This window comes from Acrocarpospora catenulata (assembly GCF_018476525.1).
Classification (GTDB): domain Bacteria; phylum Actinomycetota; class Actinomycetes; order Streptosporangiales; family Streptosporangiaceae; genus Acrocarpospora; species Acrocarpospora catenulata.
This window is the reverse complement of record NZ_JAHCST010000072.1, coordinates 25,995-45,721: the sequence shown is the minus strand read 5'-3', so window position 1 is coordinate 45,721 and position 19,727 is coordinate 25,995. Positions and strand designations below refer to the sequence as shown.

At 71.8% G+C, this 19,727-nt stretch carries 15 protein-coding genes and 1 pseudogene; 6 read left to right on the top strand and 10 right to left on the bottom strand.

Annotation, left to right across the window (positions count from 1 at the left end):
- From KIP79_RS40410 to KIP79_RS40390, 5 genes and pseudogenes are all read right to left on the bottom strand, one after another.
- A pseudogene (locus KIP79_RS40410) lies at window positions 1–204 on the bottom strand (TRAFAC clade GTPase domain-containing protein); the annotation flags it as partial.
- Between the two features lie 3 nt (window positions 205–207).
- Entirely contained in the window at window positions 208–2,703 is a 2,496-nt protein-coding gene (locus KIP79_RS49060; RefSeq protein ID WP_214110316.1) for a hypothetical protein, read from the bottom strand.
- The gene (locus KIP79_RS40400; protein WP_214110315.1) at window positions 2,703–4,286 is read right to left on the bottom strand and encodes an Hsp70 family protein; all 1,584 of its coding nucleotides are present in this window, start codon (window positions 4,284–4,286) and stop codon (window positions 2,703–2,705) included. The genes KIP79_RS49060 and KIP79_RS40400 overlap by 1 nt, the downstream gene beginning before the upstream one ends.
- Window positions 4,286–4,831, bottom strand: a complete 546-nt coding sequence (locus KIP79_RS40395; protein ID WP_214110314.1) for a nucleotide exchange factor GrpE — start codon at window positions 4,829–4,831, stop codon at window positions 4,286–4,288. Before KIP79_RS40395 ends, KIP79_RS40400 begins: the two co-directional genes overlap by 1 nt.
- A 176-nt stretch (window positions 4,832–5,007) precedes the next feature.
- Window positions 5,008–5,199 carry a hypothetical protein gene (locus tag KIP79_RS40390; RefSeq protein ID WP_214110313.1) on the bottom strand — a complete coding sequence of 64 codons (192 nt, stop codon included), beginning with the start codon at window positions 5,197–5,199 and terminating at the stop codon, window positions 5,008–5,010.
- 103 nt (window positions 5,200–5,302) lie between these two features.
- Between KIP79_RS40390 and KIP79_RS40385 the strand changes: the two genes are divergently transcribed.
- Window positions 5,303–7,774 carry a CHAT domain-containing protein gene (locus tag KIP79_RS40385; RefSeq protein WP_214110312.1) on the top strand — a complete coding sequence of 824 codons (2,472 nt, stop codon included), beginning with the start codon at window positions 5,303–5,305 and terminating at the stop codon, window positions 7,772–7,774.
- Here KIP79_RS40385 and KIP79_RS40380 read toward each other — a convergent pair.
- On the bottom strand, window positions 7,762–8,622 hold the full coding sequence (locus tag KIP79_RS40380; RefSeq protein ID WP_214110311.1) for an alpha/beta hydrolase: 861 nt from the start codon (window positions 8,620–8,622) through the stop codon (window positions 7,762–7,764). The genes KIP79_RS40385 and KIP79_RS40380 overlap by 13 nt on opposite strands.
- An 85-nt stretch (window positions 8,623–8,707) precedes the next feature.
- Between KIP79_RS40380 and KIP79_RS40375 the strand changes: the two genes are divergently transcribed.
- The 4 genes from KIP79_RS40375 to KIP79_RS40360 all read left to right on the top strand — a co-directional run bounded on the left by KIP79_RS40375 (window position 8,708) and on the right by KIP79_RS40360 (window position 15,427).
- On the top strand, window positions 8,708–9,424 hold the full coding sequence (locus KIP79_RS40375) for a type 1 glutamine amidotransferase (RefSeq protein ID WP_214110310.1): 717 nt from the start codon (window positions 8,708–8,710) through the stop codon (window positions 9,422–9,424).
- Window positions 9,425–9,626: 202 nt separating this feature from the next.
- Window positions 9,627–12,578 carry a bifunctional [glutamine synthetase] adenylyltransferase/[glutamine synthetase]-adenylyl-L-tyrosine phosphorylase gene (locus KIP79_RS40370; RefSeq protein ID WP_214110320.1) on the top strand — a complete coding sequence of 984 codons (2,952 nt, stop codon included), beginning with the start codon at window positions 9,627–9,629 and terminating at the stop codon, window positions 12,576–12,578.
- A 165-nt stretch (window positions 12,579–12,743) separates the two neighbouring features.
- Complete coding sequence (locus tag KIP79_RS40365) at window positions 12,744–14,411, top strand: hypothetical protein (RefSeq protein ID WP_214110321.1); 1,668 nt, start codon at window positions 12,744–12,746, stop codon at window positions 14,409–14,411.
- A 131-nt stretch (window positions 14,412–14,542) separates the two neighbouring features.
- Complete coding sequence (locus tag KIP79_RS40360) at window positions 14,543–15,427, top strand: maleylpyruvate isomerase family mycothiol-dependent enzyme (protein WP_308170147.1); 885 nt, start codon at window positions 14,543–14,545, stop codon at window positions 15,425–15,427.
- An 83-nt stretch (window positions 15,428–15,510) separates the two neighbouring features.
- On the opposite strand, the gene KIP79_RS40355 is transcribed toward KIP79_RS40360, so the two are convergent.
- The 3 genes from KIP79_RS40355 to glnA form a co-directional block, all read right to left on the bottom strand.
- Complete coding sequence (locus KIP79_RS40355; RefSeq protein WP_214110309.1) at window positions 15,511–16,512, bottom strand: trypsin-like serine peptidase; 1,002 nt, start codon at window positions 16,510–16,512, stop codon at window positions 15,511–15,513.
- A gap of 91 nt (window positions 16,513–16,603) precedes the next feature.
- Window positions 16,604–16,750 (bottom strand): hypothetical protein, encoded by a 147-nt coding sequence (locus tag KIP79_RS40350; RefSeq protein WP_214110308.1) that lies wholly within the window; start codon window positions 16,748–16,750, stop codon window positions 16,604–16,606.
- 85 nt (window positions 16,751–16,835) lie between these two features.
- The gene (gene glnA, locus KIP79_RS40345) at window positions 16,836–18,260 is read right to left on the bottom strand and encodes a type I glutamate--ammonia ligase (RefSeq protein ID WP_214110307.1); all 1,425 of its coding nucleotides are present in this window, start codon (window positions 18,258–18,260) and stop codon (window positions 16,836–16,838) included.
- Window positions 18,261–18,481: 221 nt separating this feature from the next.
- Between glnA and KIP79_RS40340 the strand changes: the two genes are divergently transcribed.
- Window positions 18,482–18,955 (top strand): RDD family protein, encoded by a 474-nt coding sequence (locus KIP79_RS40340; protein ID WP_214110306.1) that lies wholly within the window; start codon window positions 18,482–18,484, stop codon window positions 18,953–18,955.
- Here the strand turns inward: KIP79_RS40340 and KIP79_RS40335 are convergent.
- The gene (locus tag KIP79_RS40335; RefSeq protein WP_214110305.1) at window positions 18,945–19,724 is read right to left on the bottom strand and encodes a class I SAM-dependent methyltransferase; all 780 of its coding nucleotides are present in this window, start codon (window positions 19,722–19,724) and stop codon (window positions 18,945–18,947) included. The genes KIP79_RS40340 and KIP79_RS40335 overlap by 11 nt on opposite strands.
- Between the last annotated feature and the right edge of the window lie 3 nt (window positions 19,725–19,727).

Here is a 19,727-nt window from a genome sequence, read left to right as displayed (position 1 = left end):
GGCCCCCTGCCCGCACTCCGGGCAGCCCGCCCGGCGCCCCGGTCGCTTCACCGAGAAGACCGGCGGCAGTTCGGGCGGCAGGCCGCCGCGGAACCGGCCGAGCACCTCGTCCGCCCGCGGCGCGCACCCGCCCCGCCCGCCCGAGCACCGGAAGGCGACACGGCTCTCGGCGAGGCGGGCGAAGCAGTACGGGCAGGTGATCAAGGTTTACCCCATCTTCATGCGGCGGACCGGCGGGTCGAGCAGGGTGACGTCGCCCTCGGCGAAACAGCGCAGCCAGTACGGCCTGGCCTGCTTGGGCACGGGCAGCGAGAGCCGTACCGGGGTGGTGAGCTCGGTCCACTCGCCCAGCACCCGGCCGTCGTCGGCGGTGAGCGGCTGGATCGGGCCCGGTTTGAGCACCAGGGTGAGCCGGGCCAGCCGGGCGGGCCGGTCCGCCGTCACCTCCACCAGCAGGGCGCGTTTCCAGACCGGGCCCTCGGTGCGCAGGTCGTACCTGACCGGCTGGACGGCCGGGACGTGGGCGGTGACGGCCGGGCCGCGCAGGCGTTCGCCGTGTACCAGCGCGGTGGGCACCACCTCCACGGTGACCGGCTCGTCCTCGGGCAGGTCCAGCCGGATGCCGCCCTGGGCGCGGTAGGCGGCGGCCGTCACCAGCAGCCGTCCGGCGCCCCAGCCGACCTCCACCTCGGGCACCTCGGCGGGCCAGTCCAGGCCGACCAGCACGGCGGGCCCCCGGCGTTCCGCGGTCACCGCCGGGGCGGTCAGGTGCACGTACTGGCGGTGCGCGCCGACCGTGACCAGCTCCCCGGAGACGGTCAGCGCCAGCACCACCCCGGTCTCCGGCCGGATCAGGTGGCCCTCGGGCACCGGCGTGGCCGCCAGCGCCCGCCCCACCCCGCGCGCCTCGACCGGCGACAGCGTGGTGCCCGGCGGCCACGGCGGGGGCCCGGGCAGCAGGCGGAACTCCAGCAGCCCGGTGCGCGGCTCGGCGCAGCGCAGCAGCAGGCGGCCGTCCGGGGCGGGGGAGACGGTTAGCTCGGGCACCGGCTCCGGGCGGGCCATCGGGGTGACCGTGCGGTGCAGGCCGGGGGTGCTCACCCCGCTGCCATCCGGGGTCGGGTAGACCGCGTAGACCAGGTAGCGGTGGCCGGTGCCGTTGCGGACGTTCCGGTCGCGGAACCCCGAGCCCTCCACCGGCACCGGGACGCCGTCGCGGAGCACCACCACGCCGATCGCCTCCGGCGGGGTGGTCCAGCGGCCGGTGACCACCCCGTCCCCGGCCGTCAGGCGCAGGTCGCGGGGCTCGGGCCGTACCGTCAGGGGTTCGGCGGCGGCCGGGGCGGCGGTGGCCTCGCCGCGGCGGGCCAGCACGGTGTAGCGGACCGGCACGTTGACCGGGGGCGCGCCGTCCACGGCCCGGCCGGGACCGGCCTCGGCCACCGGGAACGGGACGCCGTCCCTGCGCACCTCGTAGTCGATCTCGCCCGCCCTGGAGGGGGAGGGCCGCCAGGTGACGGTCACCGTGGCGTCCCTGGCCTCGGCGCGCACCTCGCGGGCCGGATGCGGGGCCAGCCGGGCCAGCAGCCCCGCCGCGCCCGGCAGGTCGGGCACCCGGCGCAGCGCGTCCGCCAGCAGCAGCCAGGCCTCGTCCGGGTCGGTCGCGGTCAGCGCCTGGTCCCGGAGCCGGACCGCGGCCGCGAGCCGGGCCGCGATCTCGGCGGCCAGTTCGTCGCCCGGCGGCAGGGTGGCGGCCAGGTCGGCCGCCGCCTGGATCTCGCCCGCGTCCACCAGTTCGCGCAGCCTGGCCCTGGGCCCGCTCGGCCCGCCGCCCTCCCGGCGCACCGCGAACACCGCCCGCCGCGCGTCCTGCTGGGTCAGCCCCAGCTCGGCCGTCGCGTGCCGGTAGAGCGTCTCGTCCGACGGGTGCTCGCGCACCCGCTCCCGCAACCGGGCCACCAGGTCGTAGCGGACCAGTTCGGCCGGGTCCCCGGCGCCGCGCAGCGCGGCCAGCACGGTGTCCGCCGAGATCGTCCACGGCCCCCGGGTACGGCGCTGCCAGTCGGCCTCCACGTCCCTGACCCGCTCCGCCAGCTCCGGCATCGGCCCGAACAGGCTGACCCGGTCCTCCTCCAGGAACTCCGCCAGATGCCGCTTGCGCAGCGTGTCCAGCGCCTCCCTGGCCCGGCCGTACCCCGGGTAGGGCGGCATTTCGGGGAGCTGGTCGGGCTCCCGCACCTCGATGCCGAGACCGGCGGCCAGTTCGGCGGCCTCCCGCTGGTCCACCCCCGCCGAGCGGGCGATGCCCGCCAGCACGTCGGGGGCCAGCAGCCGCAGCCACCCCGCCGCGTCGTCCAGCCGCTGCCGCGCCTGCGCCACCCGTCGCCGGTCCCGCTCCCCGGCCTGCCGCAAGGCCGCCAGCAGCGGCCCGGTGTCCCCGGCCGCCGCCGCCTCGAAGATCGGCGCGTAGCCGGCGTGGTCGGCCTCCAGCCGGTCCACCAGCTTCCGGTACTTCAGCAGCTGCCGCTGGCGCCGCCAGCAGTGCCGGACCAGCCGGACCGTCTCCGCCACCTCGGCCGGGGCCATGTCCGGGTGGAGCCGGTAGCGCGCCCGCAGGTCCTCCGGGGGCGCGCCCGCCTGGCGGGCGGGGTCGAGCACCTCCCTGACGTAGCCCTCCTCGTCGAAGGGCGGCAGGGAGGGCATCAGCTCACCTGTACGCGGGCCAGCGCCGCCCGCGACTCCGCCACTTCCTCCTCGGACATGCCGCCGATCCGCACGTTCAGCTCCAGGCGCTCCCCGGTCTCGTCCTCCCTGGCGGTGACGTGCAGCAGGCCGGAGGCGTCCAGCGCGAAGGTGACCTCGATCGGGAACCCGGCCGGTTTGCCCGGCGGGATGCGCAGGTCGCCCTCGGCGATGAGGTTGTTGTCGGCCAGTTCCTCCGAGGCGACCGCGCCCGCCTGCTCCATCACCTCGATGGAGACCCGGGTCTGGAAGTCGTCCAGGGTGGCGAAGCCCTCGGTGACCTCGATCGGCAGCGCGTCGTTGGCCTGCACCAGGTGGGCCACGTACTCGCGGCGGGTGTTGCTGGCGGTCGCCTTGATGCCGAACGCCCGGGAGGCCACCGTGCGGATGGTGCGCCCGGCGATCTGCCGCCGCTCGCCGTCCGAGAGGCCCGCCCTGGCCGCCATCTCCTCGGCGGTCTCCCGGTCGCCCGCGCTGAGCAGGCGGCGGTAGGTCTCCTCGAAGGCGTACAGCGCGGCGCCCTTGGCCACCGCCAGGTCGGGGTCCTGGAGCCGGGGGGTCACCCCCAGCTCCTTGCCCAGCGCCTCGGTCACCGCCGGCATCTTGGCCGAGCCGCCCACCAGCACCAGGTGGTCGAACCCGTCCACGCCCTTGGCCCTGGCCACCTGGAGGGTCTTGCGGGTGATGTCGACGGTGCGGTCGAGCAGGTCGCGGGTGAGCGCCTCGAAGTCGGTCCTGGTCACCTCCGCCTTGGCCACCCGGCCCTCGTGCATCACCCGGACCACGTGCCGGGTCCGGGTGGTGAGCGTCTTCTTCAGCTCCTCGGCGTCCCGGCGCAGCTGCTGCTCGGTCTGCCGGTCCTCCAGCGGGTCCCCGACGTCCGGATGCTCCTGGCGGAACCGCTCGGCCAGGTGCTCCACCAGCCGGTCGTCCCAGTCGGCGCCGCCCAGCTCGTGGTCGCCGTCGGTGCAGACCACCTCGATGTCCCCGCCGCGCAGCACGATCACCGTGGTGTCGAAGGTGCCGCCGCCCAGGTCGTACACGAGGATGCGGGCGTCCCTGTCGGGGTTGAGCACGCCGTAGGTGATGGCCGCGGCGATCGGCTCGGAGATGATGTCGATCACGTTCAGCCCGGCGATCCGCCCGGCCTTGCGGGTGGCGTCCCGCTCGGCCGCGCCGAAGTAGGCCGGGACGGTGATCACCACGTCCGTCACCTCCTGGCCGGTGGCCGTCTGGGCGTCGGCGGCCAGCTTGCGCAGCACGAACGCGGAGATCTCCTCCGGGGTGTACGGCCGGCCGTGCATGGTCCGGGTCACCTCGTGGCCCATGTCGCGCTTGATCCGGCTCACCACCAGGTCGGGCTCGATGACGGCGCTGTCCTTGGCCGTCTGGCCGACCACCACGTTGTCGGGCGTCTCGAAGAAGACCACTGAGGGGGTGGTGTCGGTGTCCTCCTGGTTGCGGTGCACCGTCGGGCGGCTCACCTCGTCGACGCTGGCGATGCAGGAGTAGGTGGTGCCCAGGTCGATGCCGTAGACAGCCATCAGTCGCTCTCCTCTGTTCTGTCCCTGCCCACGGCCACCTGGGCCTTACGAAGGATCCGGTCCTGCTCGGCCAGGCGGAAGCCGTCCTGGAGGACCGCGGTGATCACGCCCTCGGGGCCCGGTTCGGTACGGACCGGGCGGTGCAGGGCCGGGTCGTACCGGTCGCCGGGGCCGACCTCCAGGCGTTCGGCGCCGGTCCTGGCCAGCACCTCGGCCACCTCCTCGGCGATCGCGTCCAGCAGGGGGGCGAGGTGGCCCTGTCCGCCGTCGCCGTCCAGCCTGGCCGCCTCGCGGCGGACGGTGTCGTACAGGCGGTAGAGGCCGCTCCTGACCGGGGTCATGGCCTCGTGCAGCAGGCCGCGGCGGAGCTCCTGGTTCTCGGCGTGCAGCCGGTCGATGATCAGTTCACGGTGCGCGGCGCGTTCGTGCTCCCTGGCGATCTGCCCGGCCAGCCGGTCGAGGGCGCCGGCGTCCGGGGGTGGCTGATCCGGCTCCTGAGGGAGCCCTGGTCGCAAGCTGTCTTCCAGGTCGTGCTCTGGCAGCATGCCGGCCCTGATCCTTTGCTGGAGTGGACGCCACGAGCAAGTGTCAGCAATTTTCCAACCGGACGCAATATAAGTCCCGATTAGTGACATATAGCAGGTTGGTCAGTTTTAGTTACCCACGTTTCTGGTGGTACGTGCCCGAGGGCCCGCCGAGCCGGTCGCCTGGCCGATGGGGGTCAGACCGCCTCGATGAGGGTGCGGGTGGCGTGGATGAGGTCCCGTTCGCAGGGGCGGGTGAGCAGGTCCACCGGCCGGGCGCCCAGACAGGCGATCGGGGTCAGCCACCAGTCGCAGGTGGCCGTCGGGGGATCGTTGTCCGTGGTGAGTAGCCGGTTGACGGTCTGGTGGAAATCATCAAGGTCCGCCATCCTCGCCTCATTTGCTGGAATCCGACGACATGAGGACTTATATCAGATAAACATTGGAGTATAGGGGCGGAAAATGCTGACTCTGCTGACTATAGGTGGCGGCATGGACGAGGGCATTGGCATCGAGGCACGGGTCGCCGCGGGCCGCGCCAGGTTGCCCCAGGTCATCGGCACGGAATGGGAGGCGGGTCACCGCCGTGACCTGGCATTTCTGCTGGCCGAGCAGGTGGATCGGCGGGGAAAGTCCGGCCTGCCGGCGGATGCCATAACGGACGTCATAAACGAGGGAATCGACCACACGGAATTCCTGCTCCAGCGGAACCGTACACCGGAATACAGCTATTTGAGTGCGACGTTCCACCGTGCCCGGTTCGAAGCCACCGGCCGGCTCGCCGACCTGGACGCGGCCATCGGCGCGTACGAACGGGCCGAGGCGGACGGGCTCGCCGGGCGGCGGCTCTGGGCGCTCGGGGAACTGCTCTTCATCCGGTTCGAGAACACCGAGACCCCTGCCGACCTGGAACGATCCATTCGATATCTGAGGACGGCGCTGGCCGGCGGCGAGCCGCGGGCCGACTGTCACCTGCGCTTCGCCGACGCGCTGCTCAACCTGTCCCTGCCGGTGGTCTTCCGCGCCGCCGACCCGATGGCGTACGGGCTGGTGGAGCGGATGACGCCGCTGGTCGACGCGTACGTCGGGGAGGCCATCGAGCACCTCACCGAGGCGGTGCTGCTGGATCCCCGGCGGGCGGACGCGGTCACCCTGCTCAACCTGGCCATGCTGGCCGGCGGCGCCCAGTCGGCGCCCGCGACGGAGTCCTACCGCCGGCTGGACGCCGCCGTCGCCGCCCTGTCCCCGGACGACGCGAAGCGGGCGGCCCTGGTCGCGGTACGGCACGCCCTCGGCCGCATCGGCTGGCCGGTCATCGAGCCCACCGACGACGCCGAGGACCAGATCGCCCGGCTGGAACGCGCCGTCTCCGAGCTGCCGGAAGGCCACCGGCTCCGGCCCGCGGTGGCCGCGGTGCTGGTGGGCAGCCGCGCGGCGGGACAGCGGCGGCTGCGGCTGGAGCGGGAGGCCATCGGGTCCGTGGAGCGCGGGCTGCGCGCCGAGTCGCTCACCGACCTCGACCACGGGCTCGACCTGCTCCGGGTCGCGCTGCGCACTCCGTCGCTGTCCGGGTTCTCCCCGGCCGAGCTGATCCTGGGCCTGGGGCTGGCCCGCCGCGCCGGGATCAGCGGGCGGCGCCGGGACCTGGACGAGGCGATCGGGCATCTGGAGAGCGTCGCCGACGAGCTCTCCGGGCAGCCCGCGCACCCGTTCGCCGGGGCCGCGCTCGGCTGGCTCGCCCTGGCCCACCGGCAGCGCGGGCACGCGGCGAAAGCCGTACGGACGGGGCTGGCGGCGCTGCGCGAGCGGGCCGGGCAGGTGCTGCTACTGAGCGGCACCGGGCGCTCCCGGGTGGTGGCGCGGCTGCTCGCCGCCGAGGCCCTGGAGATCGCGGGCTGGGCGCTGGACGACGGGCTGCCGGAGCGCGCGGTGGAGGCGCTGGAACTCGGGCGCGGACTGCTCCTGCACCAGGCCACCTCCACGCTGGACGTCCTGGACGTGCTCACAGCCGCCGGGGAGGACAACCTGGCGACCGAGTGGGCGACCGTGCGGGACCACGCCCCGGCCCCCGACCGTGAGCATGACCTGACCGCGCTGGTCACCTACCGGAGCTTCTCGCCCGCCCTGCCCCATCGCCTCCTCCGTCACCTCGGCGCCCCGTCCGTGCCGCTGCTTTCGCCGCCCACCACGCACGAGATCGCCACCGCGCTCCGGACGGCCGGGGCGGACGCGTTCGTCTATCTGACCCCCACCGGGCAGACCGTCGTGGTGCGCCCGAACGGGGGCGTGAGCCTGCCCACGTTGCCCGCGCCCGACGTGCGGCTGGCGGCGTACCTGGCGGCCTCCGGCGGGGAGTGGCGGAAGGCGTTCGGGGAGCTGTGCGGCTGGGCGGGGTCGGTGGTGGCTCCACTGCTCGCCGCGATCACCCCGCAGCGGAAGGCCGATCAGGAGATCTCGCTCGTCGTCGTGCCATGGGGGTCGTTGGGGCGGGTGCCGTGGCATGCGGCCCGAATCGGCGGCAGGTACGCCTGCGAGCTGGCCCGGTTCTCCTACGCGGCATCGGCGTCGGAGTTCATCGCCGCCGTGGGCCGGGCCGGAGACCCGGTCGTGGTCACCGATCCGGAGGCCCGTGCCACGTGGCCGCCGGGCGCCCTCGCCGTGCTCGCCACCTGCGACCCCGGTCCCGCCGGCTACGACGAGGCGGGCACGTACGCGTCGGCGCTGATGGCCCGGGGCGCGGCCGCCGTGGTCGCCCCGCGCTGGGCGATCGCCGACCAGCCGGGGGCCGCCGCCATGCTGGCCGCCTTCCACACCTTCCTCGACGAGTCAGGACGCGCGGGCGAGGCGCTGCACCGGGCCCAGCTCTGGATGCTCGACCCCCACCGCCGCCCGTTGCCCGAAATGCCGGACACAGACCTGACCGACCCGGTCCTCTGGGGGGCTTTCGGCCATCAGGGCTGGTAGGTCAGGCGCTCGGCCACCAGCGCGGCGCAGCGGTCGTCGAAGGCGATCGTGTAGTGGTTGCAGTCCGGGACCAGCTCGTCCCGCAGGCCGGGCACCTTCGCCGTCCAGACCGCGGTCAGCTCGTCGGGCAGCATGCCGGTCTCCTGGTTGAGCAGGCCGCGCGGCGCCCGCAGCAGCGTCAGCGGGGACCTGCTCGCGCCGAGCGCGGCCCCGAGGGCCTCGCCCTCGGTGAGCAGCTCCCGGCCGTCCTGCCGGACCGCGTCCTCGCGCACCCGGGAACGCACCCCGCCCTCGACCGGCAGCGCGTCGTAGCGCACGTAGTCCTCGATCGCCGGCGACCAGTCGGCCAGCGCGGGATGGGCACGGAAGAACGCCACGTACGCGTCCTCGTCGGCGAACCTCTGGCTGAGGCGGGCGATGGCGGGGCCCAGGCTGAGCTCCAGCGCCGTGTCGGCGGACATGCCCTGCGGGGCCGGCAGCGGCAGGCCGCCGTCGATCAGCACCGTGCGGGCGTACTCGCGGTCGGCGGCGTGCAGGACGGCCACGTAGGCGCCCATCGAGTGGCCGGTCAGCACGGAGGTGGCGTCGGCGCCCACGTGGGCGGCCACCCGCTCGACGTCCTCGGCGTGGCGGCGCAGGCCGTACGGGCCGGGCAGGTGGGCGGAGTGGCCGCGGCCGCGCAGGTCCATGGCGACCAGGGTCCAGCCGGGCGGGAGCGAGGTGCCGATCTTCTGCCAGGCCATCAGCGAGGCGGTGATCCCGTGCACCGCGATGATCAGGCGGGGGCCCTGGCCGTACCGCACGATCCGCAGGTCGCCGCCGGGCACGGGGACGTCGTCGTACTCCATCGAGGTTCTCCTGGCGATCGATCTTCCTTGACGATATCCGGACGCGCCGTGGGACTGGAAGGGCGGGTTCCCTATGCTCAGGACCATGAGCGCGCGCGTTGTGGTGATCGAGCACGAGGCCGAGGCCGGGCTGGGGTACTTCGGTGGCTGGCTGGCCGGGCTTGAGCTCGACGTCGTCCGGCCGTACCTGGGGGAGGCCGTGCCGGAGCGGGCGGGGGACGGCCTGCTGGTGCTCGGTGGCGCGGCCGCCGCCTGGGAGGACGCGGAGTACCCGTGGCTGCCCGCGACCCGCGAGCTGATCCGGGCCTCGGTGGCGGAGCGTTTACCGGTGCTGGGCATCTGCCTGGGGGCCCAGCTGATGACCCTGGCCTGTGGCGGCGTGGTGGTCCGCGGGGAGCACGGTCTGGAGATCGGCGCGAGAACCGTGGAACTGCTTCCGGCCGCGGCCGGGGACCCGCTGCTGCGCGGCGTGCCGGATGCGCGGCCGGTGGCCGTGCAGTACCACTACGACGTGATGACCGGGCTGCCGCCGGAGGCCGTGCCGCTGGCGACCGGAAGTCCTTACCCTAATCAGGCTTATCGGCTGGGGGATAACGCGTGGGCGGTGCAATTTCATCCGGAGGCCACGCCGGAGATTTTCGCCGAGTGGACCACGGGTTTGACGGATTATCCGACTCATGAGTTGAACGTCGAGGTCGGGGCGTCGCGAGGCGCGTTCGAAAGAAATTGGCGTCCGCTGGCGGAGGCTTTTGCCGCCGTTGTGGTGGAGTACACCACTCGGGTGCGTGGCCAAACCGCGTGATGGCCTGATTACGGACAGAAACCGCTAACGACGCGCACAAGACAGCGAGTTACCGTGTGCGAAGTTAACGACATGGCCTTAACGAGAAGCCCTGAGGGCGGCGTGCCATGTTGGTGTGGTTCCTCTCCGAGAAGGAAGATTAGTGCGAGTTGACGTCGCGGACATCGAGGTAGAGGAAGGGGCGGTGAACGCCGCGTCCCGGATGCAGACCACCGCCGGGCGCCTGGCCCGACTCGGCTTCGCCGACGGTGCCAGGGCCGAACGGCTGCTGGACGAACTCGGCCCCGAGGCGGTCGGCGATCTCGACCTGCTCGCGGACCTGCTCGCCGCGGCCGATCCCGACCTGGCGCTGATCTCGCTGAACCGCCTGGTCGAGCGCGATCCGAGCGTGCTCGGCGCGTTCCGCGCCGACCCCGAGCTGCGCCGCCGCATGATCGCCGTATTCGGCCTCTCCGTCGCCCTCGGCGACCACGCGGTCCGGCACCCGGACCACGTACGCTCCGCCGACCCCGACGACCGCCCGGCCGCCAGGGACGAACTGCTCTTCGCGGTCGGCGCCGACCCGATGCGCCCGGAGCCGGTGGCCACCCTCTCGGTGCCCGCCGCCATGGACGCGCTGCGCGCCGCCTACCGGGGTCGCCTGCTCCACCTGGCGGGCCGGGACGTGCTCGGCGCGACCACGCTCGCCGAGACCGCCGCCGAGCTGGCCGAGCTGGCCGGGGCCGCGCTGGAGGCCGCGCTGGCCATCGCCCGCGCCGAGGTCGCCGACGCCTGCGACGTGCGGCTGGCGGTGATCGGCATGGGCAAGTGCGGGGCCCGCGAGCTCAACTACATCTCCGACGTGGACGTGGTCTTCGTCGCCGAGCCGAAGGACGGCGTCGAGGAGAGCCACGCGCTGCGCGTGGCCACCCGGCTGGCCCAGGCCATGATGCGGGCCTGCTCCACCAGCACCCCGGAAGGCGCCCTCTGGGAGGTGGACGCCGGCCTGCGCCCCGAGGGCAAGATGGGCCCGCTGGTCCGCACCCTCGACAGCCACCTCGCCTACTACCGCCGCTGGGCCAAGACCTGGGAGTTCCAGGCCCTGCTGAAGGCCCGCCCGGTCGCCGGCGACCTGGAACTCGGCGGCGCGTACGTGGAGGCCGTCAACGCCATGGTCTGGCAGGCCGCCGCCAGGGAGAACTTCGTCGAGGACGTGCAGGCCATGCGCCGCCGGGTGGAGGCGCACGTCCGGGCGAGCGAGGCGGAACGCCAGATCAAGCTCGGCCCCGGCGGGCTGCGGGACATCGAGTTCGCGGTGCAGCTGCTCCAACTGGTGCACGGCCGCTCCGACCCGCTGCTGCGGCGCAAGGCCACCCTGTCCGCGCTGGCCGCGCTCTCCCGTGGCGGGTACGTGGGCCGGGAGGACGCCAAGGCGCTGGCCGAGGCGTACACGTTCCTGCGGCAGGTGGAGCACCTGATCCAGCTGCACCGGCTGCGCCGCACCCACGTGGTGCCCTCCGACACCGCCGACCTGCGCCGGATCGGGCGCGGCCTGGGCATGACCGCCGACCCCGTCGGCCAGTTCACCACCACCTGGAAGCGGCACGCCCTGGAGGTACGGCGGCTGCACGAGAAGCTCTTCTACCGCCCGCTGCTGCAGGCCGCCGCCCGGCTGCCCTCCGAGGAGACCCGGCTGTCCACCAGCGCCGCCCAGGCCCGCCTGGAGGCGCTCGGGTACGCAGACCCGTCCGGCGCGCTCCGCCACATCAGCGCGCTGACCAGCGGCGTCTCCCGCCGGGCCGCGATCCAGCGCACCCTGCTGCCGGTCATGCTCGGCTGGTTCGCCAACGCGCCCGACCCGGACGCCGGCCTGCTCGGCTTCCGCCAGATCAGCGACAAGCTGGGCGCCACCCCGTGGTATCTGCGCCTGCTCAGGGACGAGACCGCCGTCGCCGAGCAGCTGGCCAAGCTCCTGGGCACCAGCCGCTACATCACCGGCCTGCTGCTGCACGCGCCCGACGCGGTGGCCATGCTCGGCTCCTCCACCGACCTGGCCGTCCGCCCGGTGGAGGCGCTGCTCGCCGAGGCCGCCGCCGCCGTCAACCGGCACGGCCCGGAGGCCGAGACCGCCGTCGCCACCATCCGCGGCCTGCGCCGCCGCGAGCTGTTCCGTACGGCCTGCGCCGACCTGGCCGGTTACATCGACATCGAGACGGTCGGCCAGGCGCTGTCGGCGCTCAACGACGTCACCCTCCAGGGCGCCCTGGACGCGGCCATCAACAAGGTCTCGGCGGAACGCCGGGGCGAGTTCCCGACCCGGATCGCGGTCATCGCGATGGGCCGCCTCGGCGGCTTCGAATGCTCCTACAGCAGCGACGCCGACGTCATGTTCGTGCACTCGCCGCTGCCCGGCGCCGAGGAGAAGGACGCCACCGACGCCGCCCACGCGGTCGCCGAGGAGATGCGACGGCTGCTCTCGCTGCCCGCCCCCGACCCGCCCCTCGGGGTGGACGCCGGGCTCCGGCCGGAGGGTCGGCAGGGGCCGCTGGTGCGGACCATCTCCTCCTACCGGGCCTACTACGAGCGCTGGTCCTCGCACTGGGAGGCGCAGGCGCTGCTGCGCGCCCGGTTCTGCGCCGGCGACCACGCACTCGGCGTCGAGTTCGTCGAGCTCATCGACCCGCTCAGGTACCCGGAGGGCGGCATCGGCGCCGAGGCCGTGCTCCAGATCCGCAAGCTCAAGGCCCGGATGGAGGCCGAACGGCTGCCGCGCGGCGCCGACCCCACCCTGCACACCAAGCTGGGGCGGGGCGGGCTGGCCGACGTGGAGTGGGTGGCCCAGCTCCTCCAGCTCCGGCACGCCGGGCGGCTGCCCGCCCTGCGGACGACGGCCACGGTGACCACGCTGCGGGCCGCCGTCGCCGAAGGGCTGCTGGACGACGGGGACGAGGCCATGCTCACCGAGGCCTGGCGGTTCGCCTCCCGGGTCAGGGACGCCATCATGCTGGTCCGCGGACGGGCCGCGGACAGCATCCCCGGGCTGGTCAAGGAGCGCGCGCTGATCTCCCGTACGCTCGGCTACCCGCCGGACGGCTCGGAGGACTTCGTCGACGACTACCGCCGGGTCACCCGCCGCGCCCGGGCCGTCGTGGAGCGGGTCTTCTACGAGGACTGACCACTTGGCTCATGTGCGGTGTGGGGATTTACACCGTTCTAAGTAGTTCGAGCGATTTATGAGTGCGTGAATTGTCGAATTCGTTGCGCCGGCTACGGGGACGGTGTATCAACGACCCGGGTGATCTCTGTGGTCTCGTATTATGTCGACCTTGCCATAGGTCTTGTGCTGGCTTTTCTGCTGCTGTCGCTTCTGGTCAGCGGGCTCAACGAGGGCCTGGTCCGGTTGCTGGGCATTCGCAGCAAATTCCTTTGGGCGTACCTGCGGGACACCCTCGACGGCGGTGAGGTCATCGACAAGGTGCCCGCCGTGCTGGGGTGGCTGGACACCAGGTTGAAGGGGGTGTCGCGGCTGGGGCGCCGGTTGCGCAGTGCGCTGGCGGATCTGCTGCCGCCGCCCAAGAACGTGCGCTCCCGGTTGCCCGCGACCCTCCTGGGCGTCTTCGCCAAGCTGCCCTTCGGCAAGGATCCACGTCCCGCGTTCAGCCCGCATCCGGCGCCGGTCACCAGCCCGCCCCTTGCGGCGGCGCCCGATTCCGTCATCGCCGCCGAGGTCAAGACGGCCGTGGCTTCGGGCCAGCCGGTCGACTCCGTACTTCCCGCCAACATCCCCCTAGCGGAACCGATCGGCGCACCCGCCGAAGGCACGGCTACCGGGGAGACGGGCGCTGAGAGCAGTCCGGAGAGCGCTGATTCGGCTACCGGGGAGGCGGACTCGACCGATGAGCGGCCGGTGTTCGTGCCGGAGCAGTTGCCCGCGGGGGTTGATCCGGCAGATGTCGGATTCGCCAGAGCGGGGACCGGCTCTGCGAAGGCCGCGGAAAGCGGGTCCGGAACGGTCGTCTCGGAAGTGTCCGAGCCCACCGCGGGGGAGCTGGCCGGGGGAGAAGCGCCGATCAGTGATCCGGCGCATGGGGCCGAGCAGGCGGACTCCGGGGACCACGGAAAATCGCTCACCGATCTGCTGCATGAACGGCTTCAGGAGATCGACGAGTCCAAGCTGGGCAAGACGACCATCTCGGAGATCCCTCCGTCGCGGTTCTCGGTGGCTCTGCTGGAGATCGCGACCGAGCGCGGCGGGGTGGAACCGCTCCTCCGCGACCTGCAGACACTCAAGAGCCCGCTGTATCGGCCAATGGCCGCCGTCTGGGAGAAGTCCGGCGGCTCGCTACCCGAAGCCCCAGCGAGCCTTCCGGACGCCGGGACCCTGCCGCCGCAGCCGCAGGCGGCCCCCGCTCAGCCCGCCGCACCCGCCCAGGGAGAAGCCCCAGTGGCCGTGGGTGCTCAGGGGCTCGCGTCCGTTGACATGGAGGCGTTCCGCAGGGGAATGGAGGCGTGGTTCGACGGGGAGATGACCCGGCTGACGTTGCTCTACCGGCGGTACGTCCGGTGGGCGGTGGGGATTCTCAGCCTGGTCGTCACCCTGCTGTTCAGCATGGACGCCCTCGAGTACGGCAAGACGCTGCTGAACGACAACGCCTATCGCAGCGCGGTCGCGGCCTTCGCGGATCAGGGGGAACAGGCGCTGGCTCCCCTCAAGGAGCAGTGCGCGCCCGAGCAGGACACCTATGCCTGCGTGACCGAGGTCCTCAGCACCCCCGCTTTCGTCAAGATCTTCAGTCACGCCCCCGTGAGCGCCACCATCCCCGCCTCCGGCAGCCCCTCCTGGGCCTGGACCGGCGGTGACTGGTGGGATCGCCTGAGGTCTCCCAGCCACTGGCCGGGCTTCCTCCTCACCCTGGTGGCCCTCCTCTTCGGCGCCCCCTTCTGGTGGGACATGTTCCGCCGCATAACCGGCCTGCGCTCCCGTACCTCCACCTCCGCCACCAAATAGCCCTGCAAGAAGTTTCTGAAACCTTCACCGCTGAGCTGTTGCTCCTGTTCAACCGCACTTTCCAGTAATGCCGCCTTAAGTGAAGATTGTTAACATTCAGCAGTCAGGCGGACTTCTGGAGGTGCGTCGTGGTGGGGACGATCACGGTCGGCCAGTGGCAGCAGAGCCGGGACGCGTTGCGGAGAACCTCCGCCCGGTTCCTCGACCTCGTCACCTCGGTGCCCGACGCCGACCGGCGGCCGGCCACCCGGGAGTGGACCGTCGCCGACACCGTCGCCCACGTACGCTCGATCGCCACGCTCTACACCGCCCTCCTGCAACCGGGCCAGGTGCCCCACCCGTTCCCCAGGGCCGAGAGCCAGATCGACAACGCCACCGTGGACACCGTCGCGGAGATGAACGAGCTGATGCTCCGCCAGTTCACCGAGCGGGACCCCCGGGTGCTCACCAAGATGCTGGCCGACGACGTCGACTGCATCCTGGAGGTCACCGAGCAGGCCGATCCCGCCTCCCCGATCCCGTGGCTGGGCGGCTCGCAGGTCCCCGTCGCGGGAGTGCTCGCCCATCTGGTCAACGAGCTGCTCATCCACGGCTGGGACATCGCCCGCGCCGTCAAGGCCCGCTGGCAGCTTCCGGCCCCGGACGCGGCGCTCTTCTTCGAGCTGTTCCTGGTCGGCCTGATCCGCCGGCAGCAGGGCGGGCTGCTGGGCCCGCAACGCCCCGGCCGTCGCATCGCGGTCGAGTTCCACTCCAGGCACACCACCCCGGTCACCTTCGTCCTCCGCGACCGCAGGGTCACCCTGGAGGACACCGGCCAGGGCGCCGACGTGCGCCTCTCCTTCGACCCGCCCACCCTCAACCTGATGCTCTTCGGCCGAATCAGCAAACTCCGCGCCGCCCTCACCGGCAAGATCACCGCCCGCGGCCCCCGCCTCTGGCTCCTCCCGGAATTCCTGAGAATCGTCCACCTGCCGGAGAATTCCTACCCCAAAACCCCGGCAATTCCAGAAATGTGAAACCGCCGCCCCCGAATCGGGGACGGCGGCCACAAAGACGTGATCTATCGGGCTCATTGACCTGGCGATTCCTTGATCGCGCGTTACGGCCAGTTGGCGATAGTGCCGCTCCAGTTGTTTGAAGCCTTCTCGAACACCTCCCATGTCGTCCCGTCGAAGAAGGGGCTCACGGCGGTGTCGTAGCGGCCGTCGCCGTCGGTGTTGGAGACGGCCGAGGTCAGGCCGGCCACGCTGCCGGTCCGCGTGGCGGGGTCATAACCCTCCACCCACGGCGAGCCGGGCGAGCCCAGTGCCGTGAACGGGGAGTCGGCGCCCAGCAGCTCGATTCCGCCGGCGCCGATCCGGTGGAAGCCGACCTCGGTGGCCATGGAGACCTGGAGGGTCTTGCCGTCGTAAGGGGTGCTCCCGTCGGGGTGCGGGCCGGCCGGATAGCCGAAGATCCGGACCGTCTTGTAGGACCCCTGGTCCAGCACGAGCCCGCTGGTCGGCATGTTGGCGCCCAGACGGCCCCGGTCGACGAGCTTGCCGGGCAGTACCTGGGTCACACCGTTGTAGACGTTGGCGAACGCGTAGTCGAAGCGGATGTCCGGCAGGGTACGGAAATTGCCCACGGTGGTGGCGTACTTGCCGACGTACAACCCGCTCGGCGCCGAACCGTCGCTGTAGCCGGGGACGAAGGCCCAGTTCCGCAGGAGGAGGGCGGAGGTCTCGGCGTCGTACAGGCAGTGGGCGGCCGTGAGCACGGCGTTGTGGTACTGGCTCTGGACGGCGGTGCCGGTGCACCAGTGGGGCAGGTTGTCGGCGCCGATGAAGAACACCCGGCCCATGCCGGAGAGTTGGTTCCCGGCGGGCTGGGTGCTCGGGTTGTCGGCGAGGCGGGCGCCGTTGACCGTGGAGCGGAAGGCGTAAGGGGTGGCCTGCAGCATCATGGCGCCGTTGCTGCGGAGCCAGTAGAGCGCGACCTGCTGGGCGGACGCGGTGTTGGCCGTCAGGGGGTCGCTCGGCGGCGGGACCACGGCGTGCGCCGGGGTCATGGTCAGCAGGGAGCCGAGCAGCGCGGCCACCAGGACGATGGATTTTCTCACAGGTGTTCCTCTGGATGCGCATGAGACCCGGCATTCGCCGGGGCCTCATGACCGTAGGGACATCCCGTGTGCGAGACCGTGTGCCGAGGCGTCAGAGCGCGGCGACTGGCTCGGCAGGCAGTGAGCTGACGATCGCGGAAGCGCTGTCAGCGGCGCCACCAGCGCAGAACGGCCCGGCATCGGTCTTGATGCCGGGCCGTTCTGTTCCGGTCTTGTTCCGGTTGACGTTGCGCAGCAACTACAAACAACGACAACCAACCACAAGGTTTCCCCAGGTCAGCGCCCATCTACGAGAAGATCGCCGAGGCCGGAAAACCCCGCTGTTACACGTCGTAGTAGAGCTCGAACTCGTGCGGGTGCGGGCGCAGCCGGATCGGGTCGATCTCGTTGGTGCGCTTGTAGTCGATCCACGTCTCGATGAGGTCCGGCGTGAAGACGCCGCCTTCGAGCAGGTAGTCGTGGTCGGCCTCCAGCGCGTCCAGGACCGCGCTCAGCGAGCCGGGCACCTGCGGCACCTGGCGGGCCTCCTCGGGCGGCAGCTCGTAGAGGTCCTTGTCGACCGGCTCCGGCGGCTCGATCTTGTTGCGGATGCCGTCCAGACCCGCCATCAGCTGCGCCGCGAAGGCGAAGTACGGGTTGCAGGACGGGTCCGGAACCCGGAACTCCAGGCGCTTGGCCTTCGGGTTGGAGCCGGTGATCGGGATGCGCACGCAGGCCGACCGGTTCCGCTGCGAGTAGACCAGGTTGACCGGCGCCTCGTACCCGGGCACCAGGCGGTGGTAGGAGTTCACCGTCGGGTTGGTGAAGGCCAGCAGCGACGGCGCGTGCTTGAGCAGGCCGCCGATGTAGTAGCGGGCGATGTCGGACAGGCCCGCGTAGCCGACCTCGTCGTAGAAGAGCGGCTCGCCGTCCTTCCAGAGCGACTGGTGGCAGTGCATGCCCGAGCCGTTGTCACCGAAGATCGGCTTGGGCATGAAGGTGACCGTGTGGCCGAACTCCAGGGCCGTGCTCTTGATGATGTACTTGTAGAGCATCAGCTTGTCGGCGGTCTGCAGCAGCGTGCCGAACCTGAAGTCGATCTCGGCCTGGCCGGCGGTGCCCACCTCGTGGTGCTGCATCTCGGTCTCGATGCCGGCGTCGATGAGCCGCCGGACCATCTCCGAGCGCAGGTCGGTGAAGTGGTCCATCGGCGGGACCGGGAAGTAGCCGCCCTTGTACCGCGGCTTGTAACCGAGGTTGCCCCCCTCGGTCGCGGTGCCGGTGTTCCAGGCGCCCTCGATCGAGTCGATGTAGTAGAAGCTGGAGTGCTGGTTGGTCTGGAACCGCACGTCGTCGAAGATGTAGAACTCGGCCTCGGGGCCGAAGTACACCGTGTCCGCGATCCCGGTGCCCTTGAGGTACTCCTCCGCCTTGCGCGCGACGTTACGCGGGTCGCGGCTGTAGGCCTCGCCGGTGAGCGGGTCGTGCACGAAGAAGTTGATGTTCAGCGTCTTGTGCTTGCGGAACGGGTCGATGACGGCCGTGGTCGGGTCGGGCAGCAGCAGCATGTCCGACTCGTGGATGGCCTGGAAACCGCGGATGGACGAGCCGTCGAACATGAGGCCGTCGGAGAAGACGTTCGGGCCGAAGTTTTCGACGGGAAAGGTGAAGTGGTGCGTCGTGCCCGGCAGGTCGGTGAACCTGACGTCGACGAACTGCACCCCTTCGTCCCGGATGAAATTCAGGACGTCGTCGGCGGAGTTAAACACTCTCTCGAACCTCCCAGGGGCATGGGCTTGGCAGACTGAAAATAGGACTTGGGCGTTTCCGCGCCATGTCTCGTTTGTTTCGCACGTGTTAAGGGAACAGCGGTCCAACGCTAACCGTGACGGGGAAGTGACACCATCCACGCGGATGTTCCTCCGGCACACTTTGACCGGAACTTTCCCCGCCGGAGAGGGCGGAGCCCGCTCCCGATACCGTTGAGTGTATGAACGATCGGCAACCACGTTGGACGCAGACCTGGCTTGGCGGGGCCCGGGACGCAGCCCGGTACGCGGGAGTTGACCTGGGCTATCCCGGGCAGCGGCTGGGGTTGCCGCAGGAGGGCGCCGGCTCGGTGGCCCGGTTCGGCCGCCGTATCGGGGCGCTGGTGGTGGACTGGCTGATCTGCACTTGGGCGATCGCCCAGGGCCTGTTCCGGGTCAGCGCGCAGGACGCGTCCTGGGTCGGCCTGGCGGTCTTCGCCGGCGCCTACCTGCTGCTGGTCGGCACGCTCGGCTCGACCCTGGGCATGCGCCTGTTCGGCTTCCGGATCGCCATGCTGGACGGGCGGCAGCCGCCCCTGATCTCCGTGCTGATCCGCACGTTCCTGCTCTGCCTGGCCGTACCGGCGCTGATCTGGGACCGGGACCAGCGGGGCCTGCACGACCGCGCGGCCGGGACGGTCGCGGTCAGGCTCTGACGCAGGAGAAGACGGCCGTGCCCGGCAGATGGCGGCCGCGCAGCGGGCTCCAGCCGCCCCAGATCCCGTCGTGGCCCGCCGGCCACTCCGGCTCGGTCAGCGCGGTGAGCCGCAGCCCGGCCGCGACGATCAGCCCGACCCAGTCCCCGAGCGTGCGGTGGTGCTCCACGTACGACACCTGCCCGCCCGTCATCTCCACGTACGGCCTGCGGTCGAAGTAGGAACGGTCGGCGGTCAGCCCCGCCGGCCCCGGATCATCGGGAAACGCCCACCGCACCGGATGGCTGACCGAGAAGACGAAGCGCCCGCCCGGCCGCAGCACCCGCGCGACCTCGCCCAGCACGGCGCCCGCGTCGGCGACGAACGGCAGCGCCCCGTACGCCGAACACGCCAGATCAAAAGTTTCCGCCAAAAACGGCAAATATTCGGCATCCGCCTGTATCAGCGGCAGCGGAGCCGCGGAATCCTGATCGATCCGCCGGGCGTGCTGCAACTGCCGGAAGGACAGATCCACCGACACCACCTGGGCGCCCTGCCCGGTCAGCCACCGCCCGCACTGCCCGGCCCCGCCGCCCACCTCCAGCACCCGCCGCCCCCGGACCTCGCCGAGCAGCCGGGCGTCGGCCTCGTCCAGCCCCTCGGGGCCCCAGACGAAGCCGTCGTCACGGAGGAACGCGCCGTGCTCGGCCTGGTACTCGTCGGCGGCGCCGTCCCACCAGCCGCGGTTGGCCCTGGCGGTCTCGGTTCGGGAGACCTCGGTCCGGTACACGCC

What these genes read in the sequence shown, in the direction of transcription:
- KIP79_RS49060 (WP_214110316.1), bottom strand. Translation starts at nt 2,703, where the DNA reads ATGCCCTCCCTGCCGCCCTTCGACGAGGAGGGCTACGTCAGGGAGGTG.
- KIP79_RS40395 (WP_214110314.1), bottom strand. Translation starts at nt 4,831, where the DNA reads ATGCTGCCAGAGCACGACCTGGAAGACAGCTTGCGACCAGGGCTCCCT.
- KIP79_RS40380 (WP_214110311.1), bottom strand. Translation starts at nt 8,622, where the DNA reads ATGGAGTACGACGACGTCCCCGTGCCCGGCGGCGACCTGCGGATCGTG.
- KIP79_RS40400 (WP_214110315.1), bottom strand. Translation starts at nt 4,286, where the DNA reads ATGGCTGTCTACGGCATCGACCTGGGCACCACCTACTCCTGCATCGCC.
- KIP79_RS40385 (WP_214110312.1), top strand. Translation starts at nt 5,303, where the DNA reads ATGGACGAGGGCATTGGCATCGAGGCACGGGTCGCCGCGGGCCGCGCC.
- KIP79_RS40375 (WP_214110310.1), top strand. Translation starts at nt 8,708, where the DNA reads ATGAGCGCGCGCGTTGTGGTGATCGAGCACGAGGCCGAGGCCGGGCTG.
- KIP79_RS40370 (WP_214110320.1), top strand. Translation starts at nt 9,627, where the DNA reads ATGCAGACCACCGCCGGGCGCCTGGCCCGACTCGGCTTCGCCGACGGT.
- KIP79_RS40340 (WP_214110306.1), top strand. Translation starts at nt 18,482, where the DNA reads ATGAACGATCGGCAACCACGTTGGACGCAGACCTGGCTTGGCGGGGCC.
- KIP79_RS40390 (WP_214110313.1), bottom strand. Translation starts at nt 5,199, where the DNA reads ATGGCGGACCTTGATGATTTCCACCAGACCGTCAACCGGCTACTCACC.